The organism is Paraglaciecola marina, assembly GCF_004360155.1.
Lineage (GTDB): Bacteria > Pseudomonadota > Gammaproteobacteria > Enterobacterales > Alteromonadaceae > Paraglaciecola > Paraglaciecola marina.
Genome location: NZ_SAIS01000016.1, coordinates 23,988 through 47,050, shown reverse-complemented (window position 1 = coordinate 47,050; position 23,063 = coordinate 23,988). Strand labels below are relative to the sequence as shown.

General features: G+C 39.5%; 21 protein-coding genes. 7 read left to right on the top strand and 14 right to left on the bottom strand.

The genetic code is table 11. The annotated features are described in order from the left end of the window. Positions 1–27: 27 nt before the first annotated feature. From EOK74_RS17700 to EOK74_RS17675, 6 genes are read right to left on the bottom strand one after another with little or no spacing between them, the layout of a single operon-like run. Positions 28–510, bottom strand: a complete 483-nt coding sequence (locus EOK74_RS17700; RefSeq protein ID WP_133471440.1) for a c-type cytochrome — start codon at positions 508–510, stop codon at positions 28–30. Then, entirely contained in the window at positions 503–1,051 is a 549-nt protein-coding gene (locus tag EOK74_RS17695; RefSeq protein ID WP_133471439.1) for a methylamine dehydrogenase light chain, read from the bottom strand. Before EOK74_RS17695 ends, EOK74_RS17700 begins: the two co-directional genes overlap by 8 nt. A 10-nt stretch (positions 1,052–1,061) precedes the next feature. Continuing rightward, complete coding sequence (locus EOK74_RS17690) at positions 1,062–1,664, bottom strand: thioredoxin domain-containing protein (protein ID WP_133471438.1); 603 nt, start codon at positions 1,662–1,664, stop codon at positions 1,062–1,064. Further along, positions 1,657–2,220 (bottom strand): MauE/DoxX family redox-associated membrane protein, encoded by a 564-nt coding sequence (locus EOK74_RS17685; protein WP_133471437.1) that lies wholly within the window; start codon positions 2,218–2,220, stop codon positions 1,657–1,659. Before EOK74_RS17685 ends, EOK74_RS17690 begins: the two co-directional genes overlap by 8 nt. A 2-nt stretch (positions 2,221–2,222) precedes the next feature. After that, positions 2,223–3,377, bottom strand: a complete 1,155-nt coding sequence (locus tag EOK74_RS17680) for an amine dehydrogenase large subunit (RefSeq protein WP_133471436.1) — start codon at positions 3,375–3,377, stop codon at positions 2,223–2,225. 56 nt (positions 3,378–3,433) lie between these two features. Next, positions 3,434–5,683, bottom strand: a complete 2,250-nt coding sequence (locus tag EOK74_RS17675; RefSeq protein WP_133471435.1) for a TonB-dependent receptor — start codon at positions 5,681–5,683, stop codon at positions 3,434–3,436. 138 nt (positions 5,684–5,821) lie between these two features. On the opposite strand from EOK74_RS17675, the gene EOK74_RS17670 reads away from it, so the two are divergent. Continuing rightward, complete coding sequence (locus EOK74_RS17670; RefSeq protein ID WP_133471434.1) at positions 5,822–6,490, top strand: TetR/AcrR family transcriptional regulator; 669 nt, start codon at positions 5,822–5,824, stop codon at positions 6,488–6,490. A gap of 242 nt (positions 6,491–6,732) precedes the next feature. Here EOK74_RS17670 and EOK74_RS17665 read toward each other — a convergent pair whose 3' ends face one another. Next, on the bottom strand, positions 6,733–8,130 hold the full coding sequence (locus EOK74_RS17665; RefSeq protein WP_133471433.1) for a PhoH family protein: 1,398 nt from the start codon (positions 8,128–8,130) through the stop codon (positions 6,733–6,735). Between the two features lie 304 nt (positions 8,131–8,434). Between EOK74_RS17665 and rapA the strand changes: the two genes are divergently transcribed. The 4 genes from rapA (at position 8,435) to EOK74_RS21120 (ending at position 13,367) form a co-directional block, all read left to right on the top strand. After that, a complete protein-coding gene (gene rapA, locus EOK74_RS17660) occupies positions 8,435–11,266 on the top strand; it encodes an RNA polymerase-associated protein RapA (RefSeq protein WP_133471432.1) in 2,832 nt (943 codons plus the stop codon). A 10-nt stretch (positions 11,267–11,276) separates the two neighbouring features. Then, positions 11,277–11,933 carry an RluA family pseudouridine synthase gene (locus EOK74_RS17655; protein WP_133471431.1) on the top strand — a complete coding sequence of 219 codons (657 nt, stop codon included), beginning with the start codon at positions 11,277–11,279 and terminating at the stop codon, positions 11,931–11,933. A 60-nt stretch (positions 11,934–11,993) separates the two neighbouring features. Beyond that, positions 11,994–12,902, top strand: coding sequence for a DUF3530 family protein (locus tag EOK74_RS17650; protein ID WP_133471430.1), 909 nt, complete (start codon positions 11,994–11,996; stop codon positions 12,900–12,902). A 132-nt stretch (positions 12,903–13,034) separates the two neighbouring features. Continuing rightward, the gene (locus EOK74_RS21120; protein WP_239024157.1) at positions 13,035–13,367 is read left to right on the top strand and encodes a hypothetical protein; all 333 of its coding nucleotides are present in this window, start codon (positions 13,035–13,037) and stop codon (positions 13,365–13,367) included. Here the strand turns inward: EOK74_RS21120 and EOK74_RS17640 are convergent, their stop codons facing one another. From EOK74_RS17640 to rppH, 7 genes are all read right to left on the bottom strand, one after another. Continuing rightward, on the bottom strand, positions 13,368–14,582 hold the full coding sequence (locus EOK74_RS17640) for an AmpG family muropeptide MFS transporter (RefSeq protein ID WP_133471429.1): 1,215 nt from the start codon (positions 14,580–14,582) through the stop codon (positions 13,368–13,370). Positions 14,583–14,672: 90 nt separating this feature from the next. Then, the gene (locus EOK74_RS17635) at positions 14,673–15,626 is read right to left on the bottom strand and encodes a GGDEF domain-containing protein (RefSeq protein WP_133471428.1); all 954 of its coding nucleotides are present in this window, start codon (positions 15,624–15,626) and stop codon (positions 14,673–14,675) included. Positions 15,627–15,641: 15 nt separating this feature from the next. Further along, complete coding sequence (locus EOK74_RS17630) at positions 15,642–16,655, bottom strand: response regulator (protein WP_133471427.1); 1,014 nt, start codon at positions 16,653–16,655, stop codon at positions 15,642–15,644. Between the two features lie 38 nt (positions 16,656–16,693). After that, positions 16,694–17,527: a thymidylate synthase gene (locus EOK74_RS17625; RefSeq protein WP_133471426.1), complete on the bottom strand. Its 834-nt coding sequence runs from the start codon at positions 17,525–17,527 to the stop codon at positions 16,694–16,696. Positions 17,528–17,550: 23 nt separating this feature from the next. Further along, positions 17,551–18,351 carry a sulfite exporter TauE/SafE family protein gene (locus tag EOK74_RS17620; protein WP_133471425.1) on the bottom strand — a complete coding sequence of 267 codons (801 nt, stop codon included), beginning with the start codon at positions 18,349–18,351 and terminating at the stop codon, positions 17,551–17,553. Between the two features lie 34 nt (positions 18,352–18,385). Then, a complete protein-coding gene (gene ptsP / locus EOK74_RS17615; protein WP_133471424.1) occupies positions 18,386–20,674 on the bottom strand; it encodes a phosphoenolpyruvate--protein phosphotransferase in 2,289 nt (762 codons plus the stop codon). 43 nt (positions 20,675–20,717) lie between these two features. Beyond that, complete coding sequence (gene rppH / locus EOK74_RS17610) at positions 20,718–21,248, bottom strand: RNA pyrophosphohydrolase (protein ID WP_133471423.1); 531 nt, start codon at positions 21,246–21,248, stop codon at positions 20,718–20,720. Between the two features lie 102 nt (positions 21,249–21,350). Here rppH and mutH point away from each other — a divergent pair, with 102 nt between their 5' ends. Together mutH and EOK74_RS17600 are read left to right on the top strand one after the other, a co-directional pair. Further along, positions 21,351–22,031 carry a DNA mismatch repair endonuclease MutH gene (mutH, locus tag EOK74_RS17605; RefSeq protein ID WP_133471422.1) on the top strand — a complete coding sequence of 227 codons (681 nt, stop codon included), beginning with the start codon at positions 21,351–21,353 and terminating at the stop codon, positions 22,029–22,031. A gap of 169 nt (positions 22,032–22,200) precedes the next feature. Beyond that, positions 22,201–22,950, top strand: a complete 750-nt coding sequence (locus tag EOK74_RS17600) for a substrate-binding periplasmic protein (protein WP_133471421.1) — start codon at positions 22,201–22,203, stop codon at positions 22,948–22,950. Positions 22,951–23,063: the final 113 nt, after the last annotated feature.

Below are 23,063 nucleotides of genomic sequence, written 5' to 3'. Positions count from 1 at the left end.
CTCTTCTTGGTGAAAATAACCAGCCCGTTAAGGCATGGCTAAATTTTTTCTGAGCACACTACTTTTAGGCCAATGACCTTCCTTAATTTTATTACGGACAATAGCTACATCAGACTCAGAGATAACGTCTTCTTTTTGGAGTTTCTCTTCAGCAAGATCTGTCAGTACATAATTAAGGACCGCTGCAACTTGCTTATCTGTAAAAGAAGCGGCGAACCCCTGCATGTATCCAAAGTAAGTAGCACCATTTGATTTAATTTGGCCACTCAAACCTTGTAATACTACACTCATCAGGTATTCCTTACCGCCTTCCTGCTCAGCAACCAATGTCACTTTTCTTAGGGTAGGAAAGCTACCTGGCACACCTTCCCCAGTGGGTAAATGACAAACTGAGCAAGTATTAAATGTTTGTTTCCCCAACTCAGATGTAGGCTGTGCCGCCAATTGAAATGAAGCACAGACAAGTGCATTAACCAAAACGACAGATAATGCCTTGCAAAACTTATTCATCAACAGCAACTCCCAACAAGACACCCGTAGAACATGTATAAACAGAACTGCTTGTTCCTAAACACCAATTAATATCATTATTGGCTTGGGGCCGATACATAGGTTTATCGTTCTCGTTACGGTTACATAAGCAGCGTCCACAACTGGTCTTACCACAACAGTCATTGTAAGAAATGATGTAGTTCTTGCCGTCAGCCGGATTCAGACATGTTCCTATCCAAGTAATAGGCGACATTTCTGTACCTGGTGGACAGCTTGTGGCACTTCCACCGCAACATGAACATAAAAACCCATCAATAGCGCAGTAACGCCAATAATCACAGCTAGTTGGGTCGCCCGGATCTCCGTCAAGCCCTGAAGTTTGTTTACCCACACCAGGGTAACCATTTGTAGGCCCCTCACTTGCTCTAGCCACAGGTAATAATGGGACCGCAGCGACACCAATCATGACTTTGGAAAGCTGAGTTAGTAGGTGCCGACGAGATGTATTCTGGGCTACTTTTCGAGAGCTTTTCTCAATTAATTTCTCTAAAAATTTCATCTAACTCTCCTTAAGCAAAGTTTTTATGCATATATTCTTGAAGGCTGGCATAACCAGTCTCTTTGACATTAAACAAGCTTTCTATGTGTTCGCGAGAATTAACAATTCCCATTGCTTGCAACGTACCATCTTCATCAATCAGGACGGCATAAGGCAGCTTGGCAACACCATATGTTTTGCCAAGTAACTCGGAGTTAACGAAGTTAGCTTGCTCGAGTTTTTGTTGCTCGATGAAAGATGAAATGGCTGACTCTTCTCCGTCTGAGGCAAAAATTAAGTCAACCCAACTTTGCTCATCTTTACTAATAGACTTAGCAATAGGAATGAGTGATTTACAAACGGGACAAGTAGGGGATACAAAGAATAAAAGCTGGCTTTTACGCAGCGACGATGTCCCTGCAATATGCAGACTTTGTTGGGTCAATTGATTAATAACATCTAATTCAGGAGCGACCTGCCCAACTTTCAACTGTTGGTTTACAGACAATGCACCTGCGGGAGCAATACGCTCATACAGGACGCCAATTTGACGGATAAGAGCAAATATGATGACAGCGAAAATTAATACAGTCACCCACAGCAATATATTTGAAATAATTAGTAAATTAGTCATGTTTCACCTTCAATTTATTTATTAAACTTTGATTCTCAACCAGCCCTTCTAGGCTGCTATATGCGATAAATACAAAACAGGATATGGCAAGTCCTACTAGCCATTGTCCCAATGTAAAAGCCGTTTGTTGTGCCGTTACGTAATACACCCCAACCAGCAGCATTAACGCTAAATTACGCACCAATAAGTACTTCGGAGATACTGCCACTACCGAAGTGCTCATCGAACATCCACAATCCAGTAATGAGCGTTTTTTCAACCATGCAAAAAGGATGATGCCGGTATATGCGCCGTATAAAACTAGTAATACGCTAAAGCTGACGAGTGGCAGCGATAAAGCAAAAGCAATGATAGTCGTTGCTATTACACCCAACTCAACAAAAGGTACTAGCTTGGCTAGTTTTAACGTTAACTGAACCGGTAAAATCTCGTAGTCTAGGAGTATTTTTTTAAACTTATGTGGCTGCTTGATTTTGTGTACTGCAGTAACCAGTACCAATGTCAGTAAAAAACTAATACTTGCGAGGTTAATAATATTTAGAAGTTCGTTTTCCATGGTTATTTCCCACTGTGCAATACAATCGGCATAGCTGTATCACTAACGGTAATATTACGCTGGAATTCACCGTCGACACTGTATACATCTAAGGTCATGGATACGTTGTTGACGACTAATAAAGGCGTTTTCGATTTTGTGACTTCAATTGAAAACGCGTTGTTTTTCAGGATAATACGCTTAACTCTTTTATGAGTAGTGGTGTTAAATACCCAGACTTCTTCTCCACCAAATTTATGGCTGCCGTTATAACCATTTTTATGCATAACTACATACAGAAGTCGCTTGTTATCAGACGCAGCGAAATGCCAACCACCCGGACGCCAGTTCTCTTTCATTTCTTCATCCGTCACAAGAGACCATGCGGGTAATAATATTGGCCTATCTTTTGACATATCGATAGGCTGAACACGACTCTTGTATGACATAAAGTATGCGGTAGAGCCTATGTAAACCGGCTTATCAAAGAGTGGATCGTCGTCAACACTGAAGAATGAATCAATATCGTAGCGAACAATTACTTCGCCCTTCTCATCGAATTGCACGGATTTCAGACCACCATTACCACACAGAGAAGCAAAACCAGACTTACCTGCTGGGTAAATTAAATTACAACCCGGAATAGGAATTTCGCTTATGATCTCTTCGGTTTTGGTGTCTATTACAATCACAGAAGAAGCAGGCGTGAAGGCCAATAATAATAAGTACTTCTCATCATTAACCAACTGCATCATATACTTACTTGAAACCATCTGACCGCGATTAGCCTTAGGTAGAATAATCTCTTTGGTTTTCAATAAGGTGGATTTATCGTAAATGGACAAAACATCAGTTTTATCACCTTGGGTTCCACGGGAATAAAATGTTTCGCCTACATAAAGTTTTGAACGCTTTTCTGATTCAACAAAACTCGCCATCATCGCCGCATCCACAAACCCCTTATATTCATTGGTGTCGGCTGCTACATCTATAATGGCTACTTTGCCGGAAATTAATGCATGAAAATTAGCATCGTGAGCAAAAATCCAAGAATCGGGGTAATCAGCAGGTAACTGAGTGACACTCGGTATAGGCTCTGGTTTAAGCTCGGCATTTACCAACAACGACAAACTCGCAAAGGCCAACGCTGATACTATTTTTAGCAGTCTATTATTCATTTATTACACTCCTATTTAAAATGGTGTTGGCACGTACACTTGTGCGCAACAATTAATTAGTCCATGAAACTATATTTGACAGACACACCAGCCCAGCGTGGCTTACCGTAGTATTGCTCTGTCATGCCAAATACATCAGTGCCAGACAGGTCAAATGCTTGAACTATGTACTCTTCATCGGTTAGGTTGTTAACAAAAGCCCTTATCTGCCAAAGCTGATCATCAGTGGTGTAAGAAATAGAGGCGTTGAACAGGGTGTAAGCTTGTTGTTGGACAGTTTCAGCTTCTACAAGTGAAAACTTCACGTCATCTCGGTAAACAAAGTCACCTTGAATGGCGATATAACCTGAACTAAGAGGGACCTCATAACGTAGTAAACCATTAAGGTTCCACTCTGGTGATTGCACTGGTCTTGTTGTAGTGACGCCATCAGCAAGTGTCGCTTCTGCATCGTTATAAGCCGCACCTAATAACAAACCAAAGTTTTCAGTTAATTGCCCTTGAAATTCAGCCTCGAAACCACTTGCTGTTGATTCTGGGGAGTTGATGGTGATAGAGTCCAAGCCTATGATATTGAATACTTGATAATCTTCATAATCATAGTAATAAGCGGCAAGGTTCAAACGCCCTAAATCAGCTACATCCATTTTCAAGCCAATCTCATAAGCGTCTAATTGTTCTGGCTCATAAGACAAGGTGGCGTCGTCATATCCATTTGGCGCTGTTAAAGGAAAGATAGGTGCGTTGTACCCTCCACCTTTCACGCCACGATTCCAGCTAGCATAAGTAAGGGTGCTATCATTGACCTTCCAGTTGAACTGTAATCGTCCTGCGATCTCAGTATCTTCACGGGTATCTTCATAAGCACCTAACTCGGCCTGTAAAACTAAATTATCTGCACTAGCAAAGCCTGGTTCTGACGAAGGATCCAAAAATTCAACTGCATTAACGCTAAAATCAAATGACTTCTCATCTCGAATAAAACGTAGGCCCGCAATTAACTCAAGTTGCTCACTCAACGGATATTCTATTTGAGCAAATGCAGAGGTAGACTCTAAGGTAGACACATAGGGATTGTATAAACCACCTTCACTACCAGCTACAGTGGTACCGCCACCACCAATAAAGGGCTCACTAATGGCCCCATTTGAATCATTAATATCTAAATCTAAATAATATCCGCCGGCAACCCATAAAAGGTCATCTACAGTACCTTCAAACCTAAGCTCTTGAGAGAATTGTTTAGCATCCGTCGTCAGAAAGAAATTAAACAGGGGGACAGGCGATGCATCACTGTCTTCAATATAAGTCCGATCAACGTTTGATACATCAGTGATAGAAACAAATTTTAGATCGTCATTAATGTCCCATTTTACTGTTGCAGTTGCCCCGTTTGTTTCTAGCTCATTAAAGCCTGGGTCATCATAGTCACCGGCATACACATCGCCGTCATTATCTATGTATTCTAAAACTGGATTGAACTCATCTGGGGTTAGCTCCCCTGTTCTTATTGAACTTACATTTTCAAAGAAACCAGTATCTATATCTTGTACTGAATAGCGAAAATTTAATAAAGCTTCAACATCATCAGTAGGGGTATAAAGAAATTGTACCCTAGCAGTCTTATCATTGGCGTTATTCAGCTTGTCACCTGTATAACGGTTTTCAACATAACCATCTGCAAAGTTGGCGTTGATAGATACGCGAGCTGCTAATTTGTCTGTTATCTCGTTACTAATAGCTCCTTCTAACGTACGCTGATTATGAGATCCTAATGTTAATTTTGCATATCCATCAAGATAGAAAGTTGGCTTTTTTGTAAGATAATGCACCAAACCGCCAGTGGCATTTCGACCAAATAAAGTGCCTTGAGGTCCACGCAGTATTTCTACTCGTTCTAAATCAAACAAACTAAAACCTGCGCCTGACATTTGACTTATGTATACCTCATCAGTGTATAACGCCACCGGGCTTTCAACATTAGTGGTAAAATCTGAATTAGTAACTCCCCGTATACCAATAGAATAATTGGCCTCACCATTAGGTTGTACAGTTTGCACACCAGGCGCCATTGCTGTGACTTGTTGAGCATTGTCAAAACCTAACGCCTCTAATTGGTCACCATTAAGAGCAGTAATTGCAATCCCTACATCTTGTATACTTTGCGTACGCTTTTGCGCAACCACTGTTATTGCTTCAAAAACGGAATCAGCCCCACCTTCTGAGGCTTGCTCTTGTTCAGCCTGTGCTAAACTTTGCCCAGAGATAAGCAAGCTAAGAGCTGCTACAATATTATTTTTATTCATTTTGTCGCCCCCAAGTGTGTTTATTTATGTGAAGTCCAAAAGATGCTTTGCACGCTTTCACAAATCAAATAGCAAACATTAGGCCAAAACAATACAACTGTACTATTTTATAGATTTAGACTTGTAAACTAGGATGAAATGTTAAGTAAAACAATTAACCGGATAACAATTGAATTAATGATAGATAACAAAAACAACGGCCAAAAAAGAGGCTCATATAAAGCTGGGGTAGAAAAGCAAAAAAAAATAATTGATACCACTAGAATGCTAATTATTGAAGAGGGATATACAAACTTCTCTTTTCGCAAAGTAGCTAAAAAAGTTGGTATATCCGTTGGGAATTTACAGCACTATTTTGCCACAAAGAATGAATTATTTGACGCTATGCTAAAGAGTGTAATTGGTGAATACTTACTTACAATAGAATCTCTTAAATACACAGTAGGATGCCCTGAAGATTACCTCTACGAGGTTATTCAATATGTTGTTAAGGACTTAACCACTTTCGAAACAACTCGGTTCTTTCCTGAATTGTGGTCTCTATCAAATCACGACGAAAATGTTGACGCCCTAGTACAACATATGTACGAAGAATATCGCAAAATTTATGCAGAAATCGCGCAACAAATAAACCCCAAAATAGATAAGGAAACAGCCGATTCTATAGCTTTATTTATTTCTTCTACTATTGAAGGTCACGCTATTTTTATTGGACACGATAAAAAGTACGCAAGCAGTTGTGATAAAACGATTAAAATGACTTACGCTTCGGCTATTTACATTATCAAAGAAGCACATTTAACTTAAAAGAATAATACTCCTCACCAAAATAGTACGACTGCACTATTTTCAACCAATAAAGTTTAAAGGATTTTGCTCTCAATGATATAAGTATCAGAGTGAGTATCTCTCAACACTTTATATTCGGTTCGACAAAAATTAGTCCAAAATTATATTTGAATAATTCTGGACTAGTAAAATTAAAAAAATCCTTAAAACCTCACAAAAATCAAAATATTCACAAACTAATAATTTAATAACAGCCCATATTACAACTGCTCTTCAGCAAACTCTGCCAAGCGACTACGTACCACTCCGTCTAGATTTATCGTGGCGCTACCAGAGAAGTTTTTAAATTTCTCAACCAAATAAGTTAAACCAGAAGTAACCGCACTTAAGTAATTGCTATCGATTTGTGCCAAGTTACCACTACAAATTAACTTAGTGCCCTCGCCGCAGCGCGTAATTATGGTTTTCAGCTGTGATGCTGTCAGGTTTTGTGACTCATCCAAAATAACAATGGCATTTTGAATACTACGGCCACGCATAAAATTAACCGACTTAAACTGTATATTGGCTTTTTCCATGATGTAACTCATAGAGCCTTTAGTGTTTTCATCATTTTTATGGAGTACCTCTAATGAATCAGTAATCGCCGCGAGCCAAGGCGCCATTTTTTCCTCTTCGGTACCCGGTAAGAAACCAATAGACTCAGCAATTTCAGGGGTACTTCGAGTAACAATAATCTTATCGTACATGTTCTTCTCAACAACCATTTCTAAGGCTGCGGCTAACGCTAGCAATGTTTTACCACTTCCCGCTGGCCCTGTCAGGACCACTAAATCAATATGCGGATCAAGCAAGGCATGTAGCCCCATGGCTTGGCCAATATTTTTAGGGTGTATGCCCCAAGCCTTGTGACTCATTAATCTGTCGAACCCTAAATCTAGTACTTCAAGGTAATCGCCATTAATAGACTCAACAACACCTGCAAAACTCTTATTTTCGTCAATTAAAAACTCGTTAACGTATGCTTCTGGCAGTATTTTTTTCTCGATAGTATGAATTGTATCTCGGCCTTCGGTTCGGCTATCCACTGCCTTAACCATATCCCAAAAACTGCCTGGGAATTCGTGATAGCCCTTTGATAAATACTTGATGTCGGTAACAAGTTGATCGGTACGGTAATCTTCAACATGAGCTAGGCCGGCACCTTTCGCTTTCAGCCTCATGTTAATGTCTTTAGTGACTAAAACAATATGCTTCGGATGTTGTGATTTTTGTAAATAAAGGGCGCTATTAATAATACGGTTATCATTTTCATTACTGGTAAAGACCTGCTGAGATACAGGCATACCGTGGTCAACAAAAATAGATAATTTACCTGTAGGGGCAGTTTCGCCAGCTCCGAGTCCCTTCATAGAAACACCTTGCATCAGCTCCTCAGGGGTGGCTTCATGAAGTAAGTCTTCCATCGCTCTTATGGAAACTCGAGCGTCTCTGGCTACGTCTTTTTTGCTGTCTTTAATGTAATCGAGCTCTTCGAGGACTGTCATGGGAACAACAACATCGTGTTCTTTAAAAGATAAAAAGGCGAGAGGTTCGTGGAGGAGAATATTGGTATCTAAAACATAAATTTTTTCATCTAATGCTGCTTTTTTTTGCATCCGGCGCTCCTAAATTTACAGATAAAGGCCTGCCAGCTAAACCGTATTTTTGATTGGCACTAGATGTAGTAAACAACTGAGTTTAATTATCTATGCCAAACACACACATTTAACTACAGGTTTACGATTGGGCTATCACCCTAACTAATTGTCACTTTAGTTGAAACCAACAATAAACCACTTTCTTCTGACAATCATCTACTTTTAAACAGTATAAAATTTTATTTTTGCTACAATGCGCGCCGTTTAGCTTTGGGGGTTGAAAAAGTCCTAGCGGCCAACAAATTTACGAGTGAGGATACAAATGGCAAAACAAGATAATTTGGCACTGGGACAAAGATGGCTCAGTGATACTGAGGCTGAGTTAGGCTTAGGGACCATTGTATTAATAGAGACACGTACTGTGACAGTGTTGTTTCCAGCAACTGGAGAAAGTCGTGTTTATGCTTCACAAACCGCGCCACTCACCCGTATAAAATTTGCTGTTGATGACACAGTAAAGAGTCATGAAGGCTGGGAATTAGTAGTTGAGCATGTTGAAGAAATCGACGGACAACTTATTTACGTTGGCCAGCGCACCGATAATCAAGAAGCGGCGATTCTAAAAGAAACCTTCATAGATCATCATTTTCAACTTAATCAACCAGAGCAACGCTTACTTAACGGTCAATTCGACGACCCTAAATGGTTTGATTTAAGAGAGCAATGTTTAACCCATCAATTCAACCATAGCACTTCGCCATTGTTAGGTTTTGTTGGTGCTAGAGTCGACCTTATCCCTCACCAGTTACATATTGCATCCGAAATAGGTCGCCGCCATGCACCGAGAGTGTTATTGGCTGACGAAGTGGGGCTGGGGAAAACCATTGAAGCAGCCCTAATTATTCACCAACAATTACTTACAGAGCGAGCCCAAAGAGTATTAATTGTTGTACCTTCAAGTTTAGTGCATCAGTGGTTAGTAGAAATGTTACGCCGAGTCAATTTGGCGTTTTCAGTGTTTGATGCTGAGCGGTGTGAAGCCATGGCAGAAGATGCCTGCAACCCCTTTGAAGCAGAACAATTAATCATTTGTAGTTTAGATTTCCTGACCCACAACAGTCGTTACTACCAGCAAGCATTAGAAGCGCAGTGGGATTTAATGGTTGTAGATGAAGCCCATCATTTGACCTGGTCAGAAGGACAGCCTTCTCAAGAGTATCAAGTGATTGAAGACCTAGCTAAAGTTACCAAGGGGGTGCTACTACTCACAGCTACACCTGATCAGCTTGGCCACGAAAGTCATTTTGCACGTTTACGTCTACTTGATCCCGCTCGTTTTCACGATTATCACAGCTTTGTAAACGAAGAGAAACAATACAGTCAGTTAGCACAAGCGATTAACCCATTATTGTCAGGTGAGTCGCTGTCTGATGAAGATATCGAAGCTATCGCTCAGTTTGCAGATAAGGACATGCTACAAGGCATCAATACGGCATCTACAAAACAAAAAAACAAACTGTTGCACACCTTATTAGACCGCCATGGTACAGGGCGTTTACTATTTAGAAACAGCCGAGCTGGGGTGAAAGGCTTCCCGAAGCGCCAACTCTTTAGCCATGGCTTAAGGTTGCCAATAGAATATGCAACTTTACTTGCCAGTGAACCAGAAAACATCCAACTACAGCTTGCCCCTGAAAGGCACCCTGACTTAGTCAATATCTGGACAGATATAGATCCAAGAGTAGACTGGTTTATATCTCAGCTAAAGTCATTAAAAGGTAAAAAGGTATTAACTATATGCGCTAATGCGAGTACGGCTTTGCAACTATCTGAAGCTTTACGGATAAAAGCAGGCACCCGTTCTACCGTATTCCACGAAGGCATGAGCATAGTTGATCGTGATAGAGCGGCAAACTATTTTGCGCAATCTGATGACGGTGCACAGGTACTTATTTGTAGTGAAATTGGCAGTGAAGGCAGAAACTTTCAATTTGCCCATCATCTAATTTTATTCGATTTACCTTTAGTGCCTGATTTATTAGAACAAAGGATCGGACGTTTAGATCGTATTGGTCAAAAATATGATGTGTGTATCCATGTTCCTTATTTTGATATGAGCGCGCAGCAAGTTTTACTCGATTGGTATCACCAAGGATTAGGGGCTTTTGAGCATACTTGCCCAACAGGTATGACTGTCTATGAAGAAACCCAAGAGCTGTTGCATGAATGTATTAAAGATCCCGAGAATACAGATAAGTGTTTTCAGCTAATAAACCAAACAGCCTTACTTCATAAAGAATTAAAGAAGCGTCTAGAACAAGGCCGCGACAAACTACTAGAACTTAACTCTTCTGGACATGGGCGGGTTGAACAATTTTTGACACAAATTAGCGACGCTGAAGACTCGCCTACCTTAGAGTTATTTATGACACGGTTATTTGATAGTTTAGGAATTCTTCAAGAAGAACATGACGAAAGCTGTTACTTGCTAAAACCTACCGAAAAAATGATTGGGCCTTTACCCGGGCTAGATGAAGAAGGCATGACAGTTACCTATGAAAGACCTACAGCAACTCTATTAGAGCATGTACACTTTTTAAGTTGGGACCACCCAATGATCCAACATGCAATGGATATCTTAACAACCGATGTCACTGGAAAAAGCGCTGTCGCCTTATGCCAAGATAAATCTAAACCAGCCGGAAGTTACTGGTTAGAATGCTTGTTTGTACTTTCAGCCAAAGCAGACAAAGGCTTGCAACTCGCACGATTTTTACCACCCACTCCGATAAAGGTATGTGTAGATGCGAATTTACAACTGACAGATAAGCACTTCACTCGTTTAGATCCAGTATTACCTAAAATGGGTAACCAACTCATAAATGCTCTAAAGTCTCAACTTGAAAAGTGTTTAGAGCATAGTCACCAGCATGCAGAAAAAAGTGCGCAGGCTATAAAGTCACAGCGAATCGCTCAAATGAATGAACTGTTGAGTGATGAACTGGCAAGGCTTGAAGGCTTACAACAGGTTAACCCTGCCATTCGTGATGATGAAATAGAGCATGTTGCCAAGCAAATCATTAACTTAGAAAAAGTTATGTCTAACGCTAAGTTACATTTAGAAGCTGTTCGCTTTGTTGTGAACAACCCCTAGTAGATTACTTATGGCCATAGTTAATTACTCTCCCCCAACCAAGCCCTATCTAGATATTGTCTATCAAGATGACGACATAGTGCTTTTGAATAAGCCAAGTGAAATTTTAAGTGTGCCTGGTAAAGCGAGAGAGCATTTCGATTCACTACAAACTCGCGTACAAACAGTGTTTCCAACAGCAACTGTGGTTCATCGACTCGATATGGCAACATCAGGTTTAATGTTAATGGCATTAAATAAGCCTGCCCATCGTCATATTTCCAAACAGTTTGAACTTAGAGAAACGTCAAAAACCTATCAAGCAATAGTGTACGGGCTAGTTGAAGGAGAGACAGGAGACGTTAACTTGCCACTCATTTGTGATTGGCCAAACCGTCCTAAACAAATGGTAGATCACGAGAGGGGGAAAAAGGCACTTACCCATTGGCGAGTTATCGAGAGATACAGTCAAAGCACTCGTGTCGAGTTAAAGCCTGTGACAGGCCGCTCCCATCAATTAAGAGTTCATATGCTTAGCCTGAATCATCCTATTATTGGTGATAGGTTGTACGCCCATAAAGACGCTCTAAAGATGGCTCCAAGGCTTAACTTACATGCTGCTGCATTAAGCTTTCGGCATCCGTTGACAGAGCAAGCTCTAGAGTTTAAAACCCCTATCCCATTCTAAGTTAAAGAACTTTGCGCCACGTTCCGATAACCTATATACACCTAACTCTGAGTCAACAATATTTTCAAATATATAACGACTATCTCACTGATAATTATATCATTTATTAGTGAGGCCGCCCCCGATACCCAACTATTAAAAAGGCTGGACTTAGAGCGTACCCTATTTTCAGAGCAATATGAAAAGTTCGTTTTGAATAACCAAGATATTCTGTATGTCATGCAAGAAAATACCACGGCCATAACTTTGGGAGTAGCCGTGATGATTGCAGAGAGCGGGACTTCAGTAATAGGTCAAAATGGTCTTAGACCACTTGCTACACAGCTCAATGATTTGGGATGGGTAACCATTTTAATGCCAGCTCCCGACGTTGCGTTTCTACCTTCTTTACAAGAGCCATTGAAACCTGATTCGCCACAATCTGCGGAGCAAGCAGGTGGAGAAGTTACTGAATCAACTTCAGCTAAGGATGAAATAGCTGAGTTTCCCCCTCCAAGAAATCGGAGCAGGTCAGTTGAAAGCCAATTGAATAAAGCTGCTTTCTTAAAACATGAAGAAGAGTTGATTGCATTGTTACAGGAGTCAGCCACACGAGCTGCCAACTACCCTGGTTTTTTTCTTGTTATTGCCCAAGGGACATCAGCAGCGTGGATGACTAAAATTTATGCTGAGAAAAGATTAGAGACACCAGATGCTTTAGTAACGATTAGCCCTTTTTGGCCAGATAGAAAATTAAACGACACACTGCCAACCCTGATAGCCCAAACGCCTATGCCAGTCTTAGATTTATATAGTGAGAGTGATAATGAGTGGTCACTACAAACAGTTAAACACAGAGAAGTTTCTGCTATTAAGGCTTTGAAGTTACAATATCGTCAAAGAAAAATGCTTGGATTTACCAATATAAATCATAGTAGTCTTTATCTAAGTAAAGAAATATATGGTTGGACAAGTTATATGGGATGGTAAAAAATATTCGGAGATATCTGCACTGAAATGTGCAAATATTGTGCAAAATTCATAATTTTTCCCTAAAGCAAATTTTTTATCTATACTAGACCTTAGTCTATATAATTCTTAACTAAAGGTCTCACTCTACTCGTGTCAACTGTCAGTTCATTTGTTCAAATCAAATCCAGACAACTGGCATTTTTTGTCAGAGGCTTTTTAAATTATAAAATCCCTTACACAGAATTAGATCTATATTTTTGGGATACCATGGAAGAATGGCATCAAATTAAGAAGGGTAAGCAACAAGCTTACGAGAATACCGAGCATGTTTTCTGGCATGTTTTACATCAAGTTCACTATTGGCCTAAAGACGTACTGTTACAAGACCCCTTTTTACGAGGAGAACTCGAAACCTGTCTAGACTGTTTAGAAAATCAAGGAAAGTACCCACTGCCACTAGATTGCATTGGCATTAGGCCTTAATTAGCTATCTAGTTCTGATTTGAGTTTACTCTCATTCCAAGGCGCTATTTTTACTAGCATCAGCATACCTGGTATTGCGCAAAAAAAACAAATCACAAAGAACTGTGTATAACCCACAGATTCAATAATATATCCTGTTGTAGCACTAACAAAAGTCCTAGGGATAACTGCGATACTTGATAACAATGCAAACTGTGTCGCTGTAAAGTGTTTATTGGTAGAACTAGCCATAAAGGCTATTAATGCGACCGACCCCAAGCCGACACCAAGATATTCTAAACCACTCGCTAACGCCAAAACAAAATGGTTGTAACCGACTATTGATAGAAGAACATATCCTAAAATAGAGACAATTTGGAATGCACCAAAAACCCAGAGGCTGCGATTAATTCCTAACTTAACCATAGCTAAACCACCCAATATTGTCCCAACCGTGGCACCAATTGTTTTAGATATTTTAGCTATCGATCCAATCTCTACAGTAGTAAAGCCCATATCCATAAAAAATGGGGTTTCTAACGCTGTTGCCATGCTATCGCCTAACTTGTATAGAATTATAAAAAACAAAATCCACAATGCATTTGACCATCCACTACGTTCGAAAAACTCTTTAAATGGTTCAATGACGGCTGACTTTAGAGTCTCAGGGGCTTCTCCTGGTTTAGAAGACTCTTTAATTAACAGCGTAGTTACCAAGCCCACCAGCATAAAAGCAGCAATGGATAAATGAGCTATAGACCATGGGAAAAAACCAGCAAGGATCATAGCTAAAGACCCAGGTACAAATGATGATATACGGTAAGCTTGTGCATAAAACGCATTACCAGCCCCTAATTCATCATCGGGTAAGATCTCTCGTCTGTATGCATCAATAACAATGTCCTGACTGGCACTAAAGAAAGATATTGCAGATACTATGATGATGATGTCTCGCAACTGTGTCGCAGGATCAAATAGAGATAGTGACCCCATAAGCGCAATTAGCCCCAATTGGGTTACAAACATCCAGCCCCTACGACGCCCGAAGAAAGGCAATACAAATCTATCCATCACGGGAGACCATAGAAACTTCCACGTGTAAGGAAAGAGAACTAAATTGATTAAACCTATGGTCGCTAAATCAATTTCAGCAGATCTTAGCCAAGCAGGTATAAATTGGATAAGCAGGTAAAGGGGTAAACCAGATGAAAAGCCAGTAGTAATACACACCAGCATTCGTTTATTTAAAATGGCTTCTTTAAAGCTTTTTTTTTTTCATTGCGTCACATTTTTTATTATTAATTTTCTGACTAAAGATAATTTTGTTTAGTCTGCCAAAACAACCTTATTTCTACCTGACTCCTTGGCCTTATATAGTGCTTTATCTGCGGCATCTAACCATTGTGTGTGGCTTTTGTAAGAGGACTTAAAGCCTGCAACACCTATACTTACGGTATAACTCACTTCAATACCATCATGAATAACAAACTTCTTTTCTGCAAAACGGCGAATTCGCTCAGCCACGAACTCTACATTTTCAATCGGGGTATCAGGTAAAATGATCGCAAACTCTTCCCCCCCATAACGACAAGCTAAGTCAGTTTCTCGGGTAGCTTTTCTAATTACATTAGCAAATGACTTAATAACACTATCACCTGCTAGGTGCCCATAGGTATCGTTAATTTTTTTAAAGTAATCGATATCCATCATAATTAGTGCAGATGCGACATCTGTTCGCTTGTCACGCTTATATTCAAGGGCTAACTGTTCCCCCCAATATTGCCTATTGTAAAGCTCTGTTAACCCATCAAGACGACTCATTCTTTCGAGTTGTTTATTTAAGGATTCAATACGTAAACGCCCTAACGCTTCGTCGGTAACGTCATAAATAACCAAGCAAATTTGTTCAACTTGCCCAGTTAAAGAAGCCAGTGGGAAAATAGTGATATTTTGAAACATACTTTCTGATTGAGCAGTAATAGGGCGATTACAGTCAAAACGAAATAAATAGGGTCTTTGCTCCCAAATAATAAAAACAGGGCTTTTAAGAGTAAATGCCGGCTCTGCTTTACGACAAAACCATTTTTCGTCAATCTCAGGGAAATATTCAAATATATTTTTATCTTGGATCATACCGGGCACTATGCTGCTGTGGTTTTCCATAAATTGGTTCCACACTTGTACATTGTAGTTTTTATCTAAAACTACAATCCCCACCTCGATTGACCCAAGAAGATCATGTTTCCAATGCATTTCAGCCAAGCTACTATCAACTGCCATTTTTCAGTACCCTTCTTAATTATTTGTTACAAGCTTATCGAACATAAGCCCAATAGACTTTTTAGGGAATAAAAGCAACAAGTCGAAATTTATATCTTGGCTTTTAATCGAATAGGCAATCTCAATCGCTAGCATATCTTCTTCTCGATGTGATGTGGTTTGTAACACTTCATCTAAATCACAATGTCTTCCTAAAATAATAGGGTGATTATGACTAAAAACAGAATGCAGCTGCGCAGACAGTGCTCTTAAACAAGCTCCAATCAAAATATTAGATACATCCATTAAAGCTTCTAATTCATAGGAAGCATCACTGTCACCATCGGTGTACTTGAGTAACTTCACCATATTCCCAAAATTAGAATCATTAAAAATAACTAAAGCTTCACCGTTTATACCCGCACTAATAAACCCCTGAGATACCGCAGAAACACTTTCATTAGTTTGAATATCAGCAATAGCCATATGCAGTTCAGTATTGGTGATTAAGTTAACGTTAGGAATGGGTAGATCAATAAATTCACCTAACAACTTAGCTAAACTTTCACCGGCTTGTCCCATGGCAACGTTTGCCATTTCACGGTAGGCATCTAATTTATCACTAATTGAATCACTTGCTGCTGGTACAACTTCTTTAGTTCTTTTAGCTGCAGAAGCTTCCCCTGAATATAAACCAAATTGGCTCAGTACCTGAACCAACTTGGCGTTTTCAGTAGGTTTTCTAATAAAGTCCAATGCCCCTAAGCTAAGCATTCGCGCTCGAGCTTCGGGTTGCACATCCCCAGACACGACAATTACCATTATAGGAAGCTCTTCTTCCTTAATGGCTTGCATAGTTTCATAACCATCCATGACAGGCATATTAAGATCTAAAAACATTACCTCTACTTTCCCTTCACGAATAATCTCCAAAGCTCGGAGTCCGTTTTCAGCAAAGGTAATGTCCACTTCCCAGCCATCAGGAATCGCTCTTTGCATCTGTTTACGTGCAAAGCTTGAATCGTCACAAATTAGAACAGGAGTAGCCATATCGACATATCACCTAATAGTTGTTTAAAGAGACAGAACTAAATAGCCACAGGCGCTTTAATATGGGCGTCAGCTTGATAGTTTTTTAATTCAAAGTCATTTATATCAAAAGAGAAAATATCTTTAACACTAGGATTAATAACCATTTTTGGCAAATCATGTGGACTCCTTGAGAGCTGTAATTTAGCTTGCTCCAAATGATTTGAATACAAATGAGCGTCACCAAAAGTATGCACAAAGTCACCAAGCTGTAAATCACACACTTGAGCCAACATCATAGTCAACAACGCGTAACTAGCGATATTAAACGGCACACCAAGGAAAATATCACCACTTCTTTGGTATAGCTGACAAGACAACTTACCTTCCAGTACATAAAACTGGAACATAGTATGACACGGGGGCAGTGCTTGCCTGCCTTGCGCTGCGTTTTCTTTAGGAGAAAATTTAGTATCGGGCAAAACCGCAGGATTCCAAGCACTAACGATCAAACGCCTAGAATCAGGGTTAGTTTTAATCTGGTCGACCAATTCACTAATTTGATCAACAATTTGACCATCAACACCTTCCCAGCTCCGCCACTGCTTTCCATATACAGGACCTAACTCACCGTCGTCTGTTGCCCACTCATCCCAAATTTTGACATTATTTTCTGTTAAATATCGAGTATTAGTCTCTCCTTTGAGAAACCACAATAATTCATGAATAATAGAGCGTAAATGGCATTTTTTAGTCGTAACTAATGGAAATCCTTGGCTTAAATCAAACCTCATTTGATAGCCAAACACACTGATAGTACCCGTTCCCGTGCGGTCTTCCTTTTTCACACCATTTTCTAAAACATGGCGCATTAGATCTAAATATTGTTGCATTTTTTATTACTCTTACTTTGGAATTAACCAAATAACATAAACAAACTAACCAGAGTCAAGAACCCTGCAAATACTTTTTTAAGCACACTTGTATCTAATTTTTGACTGACTCTAGCCCCCACCCCCGCAGTTAAAACAGAGGTAATCACAATACCAACGGCAGCGGGCAAATAAACGTAACCAAAAGAATAGTCCGGTAACTGAGTGTTATTCCAACCTGCTTGCACAAAACTTAGTGAACCAAATATAGCAATAACCACCCCACAAACGGAGGCACAACCAATTGCTTTTTTAATTGAAATATTAAACCATACAAGTGACGGAACCATGATAGACCCTCCGCCAATCCCCATCAAAGATGACAAAAAACCAGCAAATAAGCCAACTCCTGTTAACCGTGATTTGCTTGCCTCTTGCTCTGATGCTTTACGTTTACCAAATAGCATGTAACAAGCAATGCCGAATACTAAAAATGCAAATATAGATTTCAACATCTGTCCTGGAATATTGCTTGCCAACTGAGCACCTAAAACGGCCCCTAACGCTATTCCTAAACCACTCCAGCCAGTAATGAACCAATCTACATTACCCAACTTATAATGGGTACGTGATGCTGAAAATCCCGTTAAAATAATCGTAAACAAAGAAGTAGCAATTGCCATTGGCATAGCTTGAGTCAACTCTAGACTAAGCTCAGTGATTAATAAGTGAAGTAAAATAGGAACAATAATTAAACCACCACCAATCCCTAAAAGCCCCGCTAAAAAACCAACTACAGCGCCAATAAGCAAACAAAATAAAAATATAACGACAAAAGGTTCCATTAAGGATAACTACTCCAATTAAAATATAAAAACATTAGTTTCCTGCTCTTACTAGGCCCCCTAGCCCTGAAGTTTCTAGAAACAAATTAACTTCTGAACGAACGTCTCCCGGATTATTCAATGTAACCACTTTTGCGAGCAGTTGCTCTGCTTCATTTTGATAGATATTACGTATGATCCACTTCACTTTTAATAAATTATGAGTATTCATACTGAGTTTTCGATACCCCATAGCAACTAATAAAACCACACCTCCTGGCTCACCCGCTAATTCACCACACACTGTTACAGGTACCTGTAAAGAATCAGAAGTTTTGGCAATAGAATGTAGAGCTGATAAAACTGCTGGATGGTAACTATCATACAAACCAGCAACACGGGCATTATTTCGGTCAACTGCCAATAAATACTGAGTTAAATCATTACTACCTACAGAAAAGAAATCCACAATTTTAGCCAGCTGTGGTAGCTGATACAAAACAGCTGGCACTTCTAACATCACACCAATTTGCGGCATAGTTAGCCTTACGCCTTTCTCTTCAGCTTCTTCTTCTACTTCATTAAATGCCTGGCGTATTAGTCGCTTAGCTTCACTTACCTCACTAACCGATGTAATCATGGGGAGCATAATATTCAAATTATCAAGATCGAAGCTTGCCCTTAACATCGCACGAATTTGTACCAAGAAAATTTCAGGGTGATCTAAAGTTAATCGAATACCTCGCCACCCTAAAAATGGATTTTCTTCGACAATTGGGAAATAGGCTAAAGGTTTATCGCCCCCTACATCTAAGGTACGCATAGTAAATTGCTTGTTGGGCTCAGACTCTAGTAGCCCTTTATATAGCTCTACCTGCTCTTGTTCTGTTGGAAAGCGTTGCCGCATCATAAATGGAATTTCGGTTCGAAACAGCCCTACACCATCAGAAAAAGGGTTTGTACTTACTTCTGTTTCTAAAGATAAACCTGAGTTTACGAGCAAACTCATAGTGCAATTGTCTTTGGTTACCGCAGGTAAGGTATCTTCTGAATGAATGCGCTCAGAAAGTAATTTTTCTTCAAGTATTAGTTGGTCAAATTCATGACGAATGGTGCCATTGGGAGAAACAATTACGTCACCTGTATATCCATCGAGTAGAATTTCTTTATCTCGGAGCATAGCAATAGGGACATTATCTAACCCCATAACAGCTGGCACCCCCATCGCCCTCGCCATAATAGCAGCATGAGAGTTGTTTGAACCGCGTATAGAGATAATCCCCACTAACTTTTCACTAGGAAATTCTGCCAACATCACAGCCGTAACTTCTTCGGCAATTAAAATAGTTTGATCGTGAGGCTCCCGAGAAATAGGTTCATTGGCACTAATACCAATTATATTGGCCAAGACTCGGTTTCCCATGTCTTCTATATCAACAGCTCTTTCGCGCATATACGCGTCATTCATACATTGAAATTGGCGAATAAAACTTTCTATAACCATTTTTAAAGACGTGGGAGCATCCCAGCCTTTTTTGATTTCTTTTTCTACATCCCTGCCTAAACTATTAGCATCCAATAAGTGGTGATACAGTTGAAAAATAGCTTGTACGTCATCCGGTACTTCACCTTGTACACGATCTGATAATACCGCCATATCCTCTTGGGTTTTTTTAACGGCTTGTCTGTAATGCTGAATTTCTTGTTGAGTGTGACTACTTCTTTTGGGTAGATGATTACGAATATTAACCAGCAAGTTTTGAATATACCCAAAACCAACAGCCAACCCAGAAGACCCAGGTATACCTTGAACCGCTTTTTGCCAATCTTTAGGGATGTTTTCCTGTAATAAATTAATTGAGCCTCTTGCTTTAGCATTGGCTATTTCTACCGCCAACTGCATGGCAAGCGTCACCAAAAAGGCTTCTTCATCTTCACTAAAGCGTCGTTTTAGCTTTTGCTGTAAGGTTAATACTCCCAATACTTTCCTTTGGTGAATAATGGGCGCACCTAGAAAAGCATGATAGTCATCTTCTTTTACTTCTGGGAAGTGTTTAAAGCGAGGATGATGATGTGCATCACTAATATTAATAGGCTCTTCACGTTGCGCTGTTAACCCAACTAGCCCTTCTGAAAAGCCTATTCTAACCTGCCCGACAGCAGACTTAGCCAACCCCTCCGTAGCAAATAACAAAAAGTGTTGTTGTTCATAATCCGCTAAATAGATACTACAAGAGTCTACTTTTAAAGCCTCTCTTAACCTATCCGCTAGACAATTTAACGCATCATCTAGCACTGGAATTTGATTCACTTCTTGAACAATACGTTTGAGGGCAGTCAGCATAAGGCTTATTTATCTCTCAGGTTTGTATCATCAGGTGACACTGTTATGCCTTACGACGGCGTTTTGATTTCTGTGAATTACCTTGGTTCTGTAAAGCATTATCAGGCATAGCAGTCAACGAAAACTCTTTCATTACACGTCGATATACATCGCGCTTAAAAGACACAACATTACGTACTGGGTACCAATAACTGACCCAACGCCAGTCATCAAACTCAGGATGACCTGAATGTAATAAGTCTACATCATGTTCTTTACAAACCAGTTGCAACAAAAACCACTTCTGTTTCTGCCCAATGCATACAGGACTACTACCCTGTCTAACTAGGCGTTTAGGTAATTTGTAACGTAACCAATTTTTAGTCACTCCCAAAATTTTTACATGTTCTGGTTTGAGACCTACTTCTTCATGTAGTTCGCGATACATAGTTTGTTCGGCAGTTTCACCTTCATCGATTCCGCCTTGCGGAAACTGCCAGGAATGTTGCCCATAGCGCCTTGCCCAAAAAACTTGTCCTATCTCATTGCAAATCACTATGCCAACATTGGCGCGGAATCCTTCGGCATCAATCACTTAGACTCCCGAGAACTCAATTCTTTTAATGTCATGCATTCTTCCATAAACTAATGCGTATTCAAAGGAATAAAAAAGCATAGAACCTTTATAGAAAACTAAATGAAACAATTTAAACTTTTAAAATCAGAGCCTAATACCCTAGATGAATTGCTAATTAGAGCTGAAACCCTAGCGGGATTAACTTTGGGAGAGGTAGCTGAGATTGCTAATATTAAAGTCCCAAGCAACTTCAAACGTGAGAAAGGCTGGACTGGGCAACTTATAGAAACCTGTTTAGGCGCAAGCGCAGGCTCTAAAACTCGACAAGACTTTGCAAAAATCGGAGTGGAATTAAAAACCATTCCGATAGATAAATATGGACACCCGCTAGAAACAACTTATGTTTGTTACGCTCATCTAACTCAAATAGCAGGTATTGAGTGGTCTAACAGCAATGTAAAAAACAAACTTCAGCAGGTATTATGGGTACCAATCCAAGGAGAGCGCACCATAACTCCCGCTAATCGAATTATTGGCACACCTTTCTTATGGGCTCTTAACAATGAGCAAGAAAAGCAATTACAACAAGATTGGGAAGAGCTAATGGATATGATTGCCCTAGGAAATATTGAAGAGATAACGGCACGCCATGGCCAATACCTACAATTACGACCTAAAGCTGCTAACGGTAGTGCTGTTACAACTGCAGTAGGTAAAAATGGACAAAGTATTCAAACACGCCCCAGAGGTTTTTACCTCAAAAAGGACTTCACCCAACAAATTTTAGATAATAGATTTTAGTTTAAAAAAAAGCCTATCTGAGAATCAAAATCAATCAAATCATTTTTAAAGATCCTAAACTACAGTATCGTCATAGTACTGTTCCAAAAATTCATTTAAACTTTTTTAATGCAAGATTTAATTTTATACCAAGAAATATCAATAAGATAAGGGTAAACGGTCATTTATAATGCAAACTAAAAGAAGGCTTAACTTATTATTCATAATGGCGATCTTAGCCTCACTATTTAGTAATTTTACCACTTCAAAAGAAATCACTATTGGAACAGTTGAAACAAGTAATCGAGGTTTTATAGATGACTACGGTCAATTTCAAGGAAGCTCCTATGAAATAGTGAATAGTATTGTAAGTGATGCCGGATTTACCTATCAAAATACATTAATGCCGTTTGGTAGAGTGTTGCGTTACCTTGACACAGGGGAAGTCAGTGTCGCCCTATTAGTACCAAATGAAATAACCAACAAAGTTGCTATCCCAATAGAGTATATCCGAGACGTTAACTTTATTGTTGTTGGTACAAAAGACACCAAAATTGATAGTCTGAACGATATCAACGGAAAATCAGTCGGTTACCTTAGATTAACCCCAACTGCTACAAAAGCACTTAAAGATATTAAGGTTATGCAGGTTGAAGGTAGCAAATATACGCACATGATAGAAATGTTAATGCGTAATAGAATTGATTTTTTATTTGGTCCTGAATCTAGTATTTTCTGGGCCTTAAGAAACTTAAATTATTCACACGAAGACCTCAGTACACCTTTATTGGTTCATAAACTGGGGATGTATCTGATGTATTCTAGAGAAATCGCAGATAAACAAACCATGTCCGCATTAGTATCATCCGCAAAAAAACTTAAAGACAACAATACAATTAACAACATTATTATTAAATACGAGACGCCTAAATATCAATAAACTCTGAGTCAAAAGCAGGTATTTTGGATTTAGAACTTTATTACGTTTGGAGTTAGACTAAAACAAAAATGCCTCTCGGTTGAGAGGCATTTTACAGTAAATAATTTAATCAC

Coding starts and splice junctions, on each gene's coding strand:
- EOK74_RS17695 (WP_133471439.1), bottom strand. CDS start 1,051: ATGAAATTTTTAGAGAAATTAATTGAGAAAAGCTCTCGAAAAGTAGCC.
- EOK74_RS17655 (WP_133471431.1), top strand. CDS start 11,277: ATGGCCATAGTTAATTACTCTCCCCCAACCAAGCCCTATCTAGATATT.
- EOK74_RS17685 (WP_133471437.1), bottom strand. CDS start 2,220: ATGGAAAACGAACTTCTAAATATTATTAACCTCGCAAGTATTAGTTTT.
- EOK74_RS17620 (WP_133471425.1), bottom strand. CDS start 18,351: ATGGAACCTTTTGTCGTTATATTTTTATTTTGTTTGCTTATTGGCGCT.
- EOK74_RS17665 (WP_133471433.1), bottom strand. CDS start 8,130: ATGCAAAAAAAAGCAGCATTAGATGAAAAAATTTATGTTTTAGATACC.
- ptsP (WP_133471424.1), bottom strand. CDS start 20,674: ATGCTGACTGCCCTCAAACGTATTGTTCAAGAAGTGAATCAAATTCCA.
- rapA (WP_133471432.1), top strand. CDS start 8,435: ATGGCAAAACAAGATAATTTGGCACTGGGACAAAGATGGCTCAGTGAT.
- EOK74_RS17600 (WP_133471421.1), top strand. CDS start 22,201: ATGCAAACTAAAAGAAGGCTTAACTTATTATTCATAATGGCGATCTTA.
- EOK74_RS17635 (WP_133471428.1), bottom strand. CDS start 15,626: ATGGCAGTTGATAGTAGCTTGGCTGAAATGCATTGGAAACATGATCTT.
- EOK74_RS17700 (WP_133471440.1), bottom strand. CDS start 510: ATGAATAAGTTTTGCAAGGCATTATCTGTCGTTTTGGTTAATGCACTT.
- EOK74_RS17625 (WP_133471426.1), bottom strand. CDS start 17,527: ATGCAACAATATTTAGATCTAATGCGCCATGTTTTAGAAAATGGTGTG.
- EOK74_RS17670 (WP_133471434.1), top strand. CDS start 5,822: ATGTTAAGTAAAACAATTAACCGGATAACAATTGAATTAATGATAGAT.
- EOK74_RS17640 (WP_133471429.1), bottom strand. CDS start 14,582: ATGCTGGTGTGTATTACTACTGGCTTTTCATCTGGTTTACCCCTTTAC.
- EOK74_RS17690 (WP_133471438.1), bottom strand. CDS start 1,664: ATGACTAATTTACTAATTATTTCAAATATATTGCTGTGGGTGACTGTA.
- EOK74_RS17675 (WP_133471435.1), bottom strand. CDS start 5,683: ATGAATAAAAATAATATTGTAGCAGCTCTTAGCTTGCTTATCTCTGGG.
- EOK74_RS17680 (WP_133471436.1), bottom strand. CDS start 3,377: ATGAATAATAGACTGCTAAAAATAGTATCAGCGTTGGCCTTTGCGAGT.
- mutH (WP_133471422.1), top strand. CDS start 21,351: ATGAAACAATTTAAACTTTTAAAATCAGAGCCTAATACCCTAGATGAA.
- EOK74_RS17630 (WP_133471427.1), bottom strand. CDS start 16,655: ATGGCTACTCCTGTTCTAATTTGTGACGATTCAAGCTTTGCACGTAAA.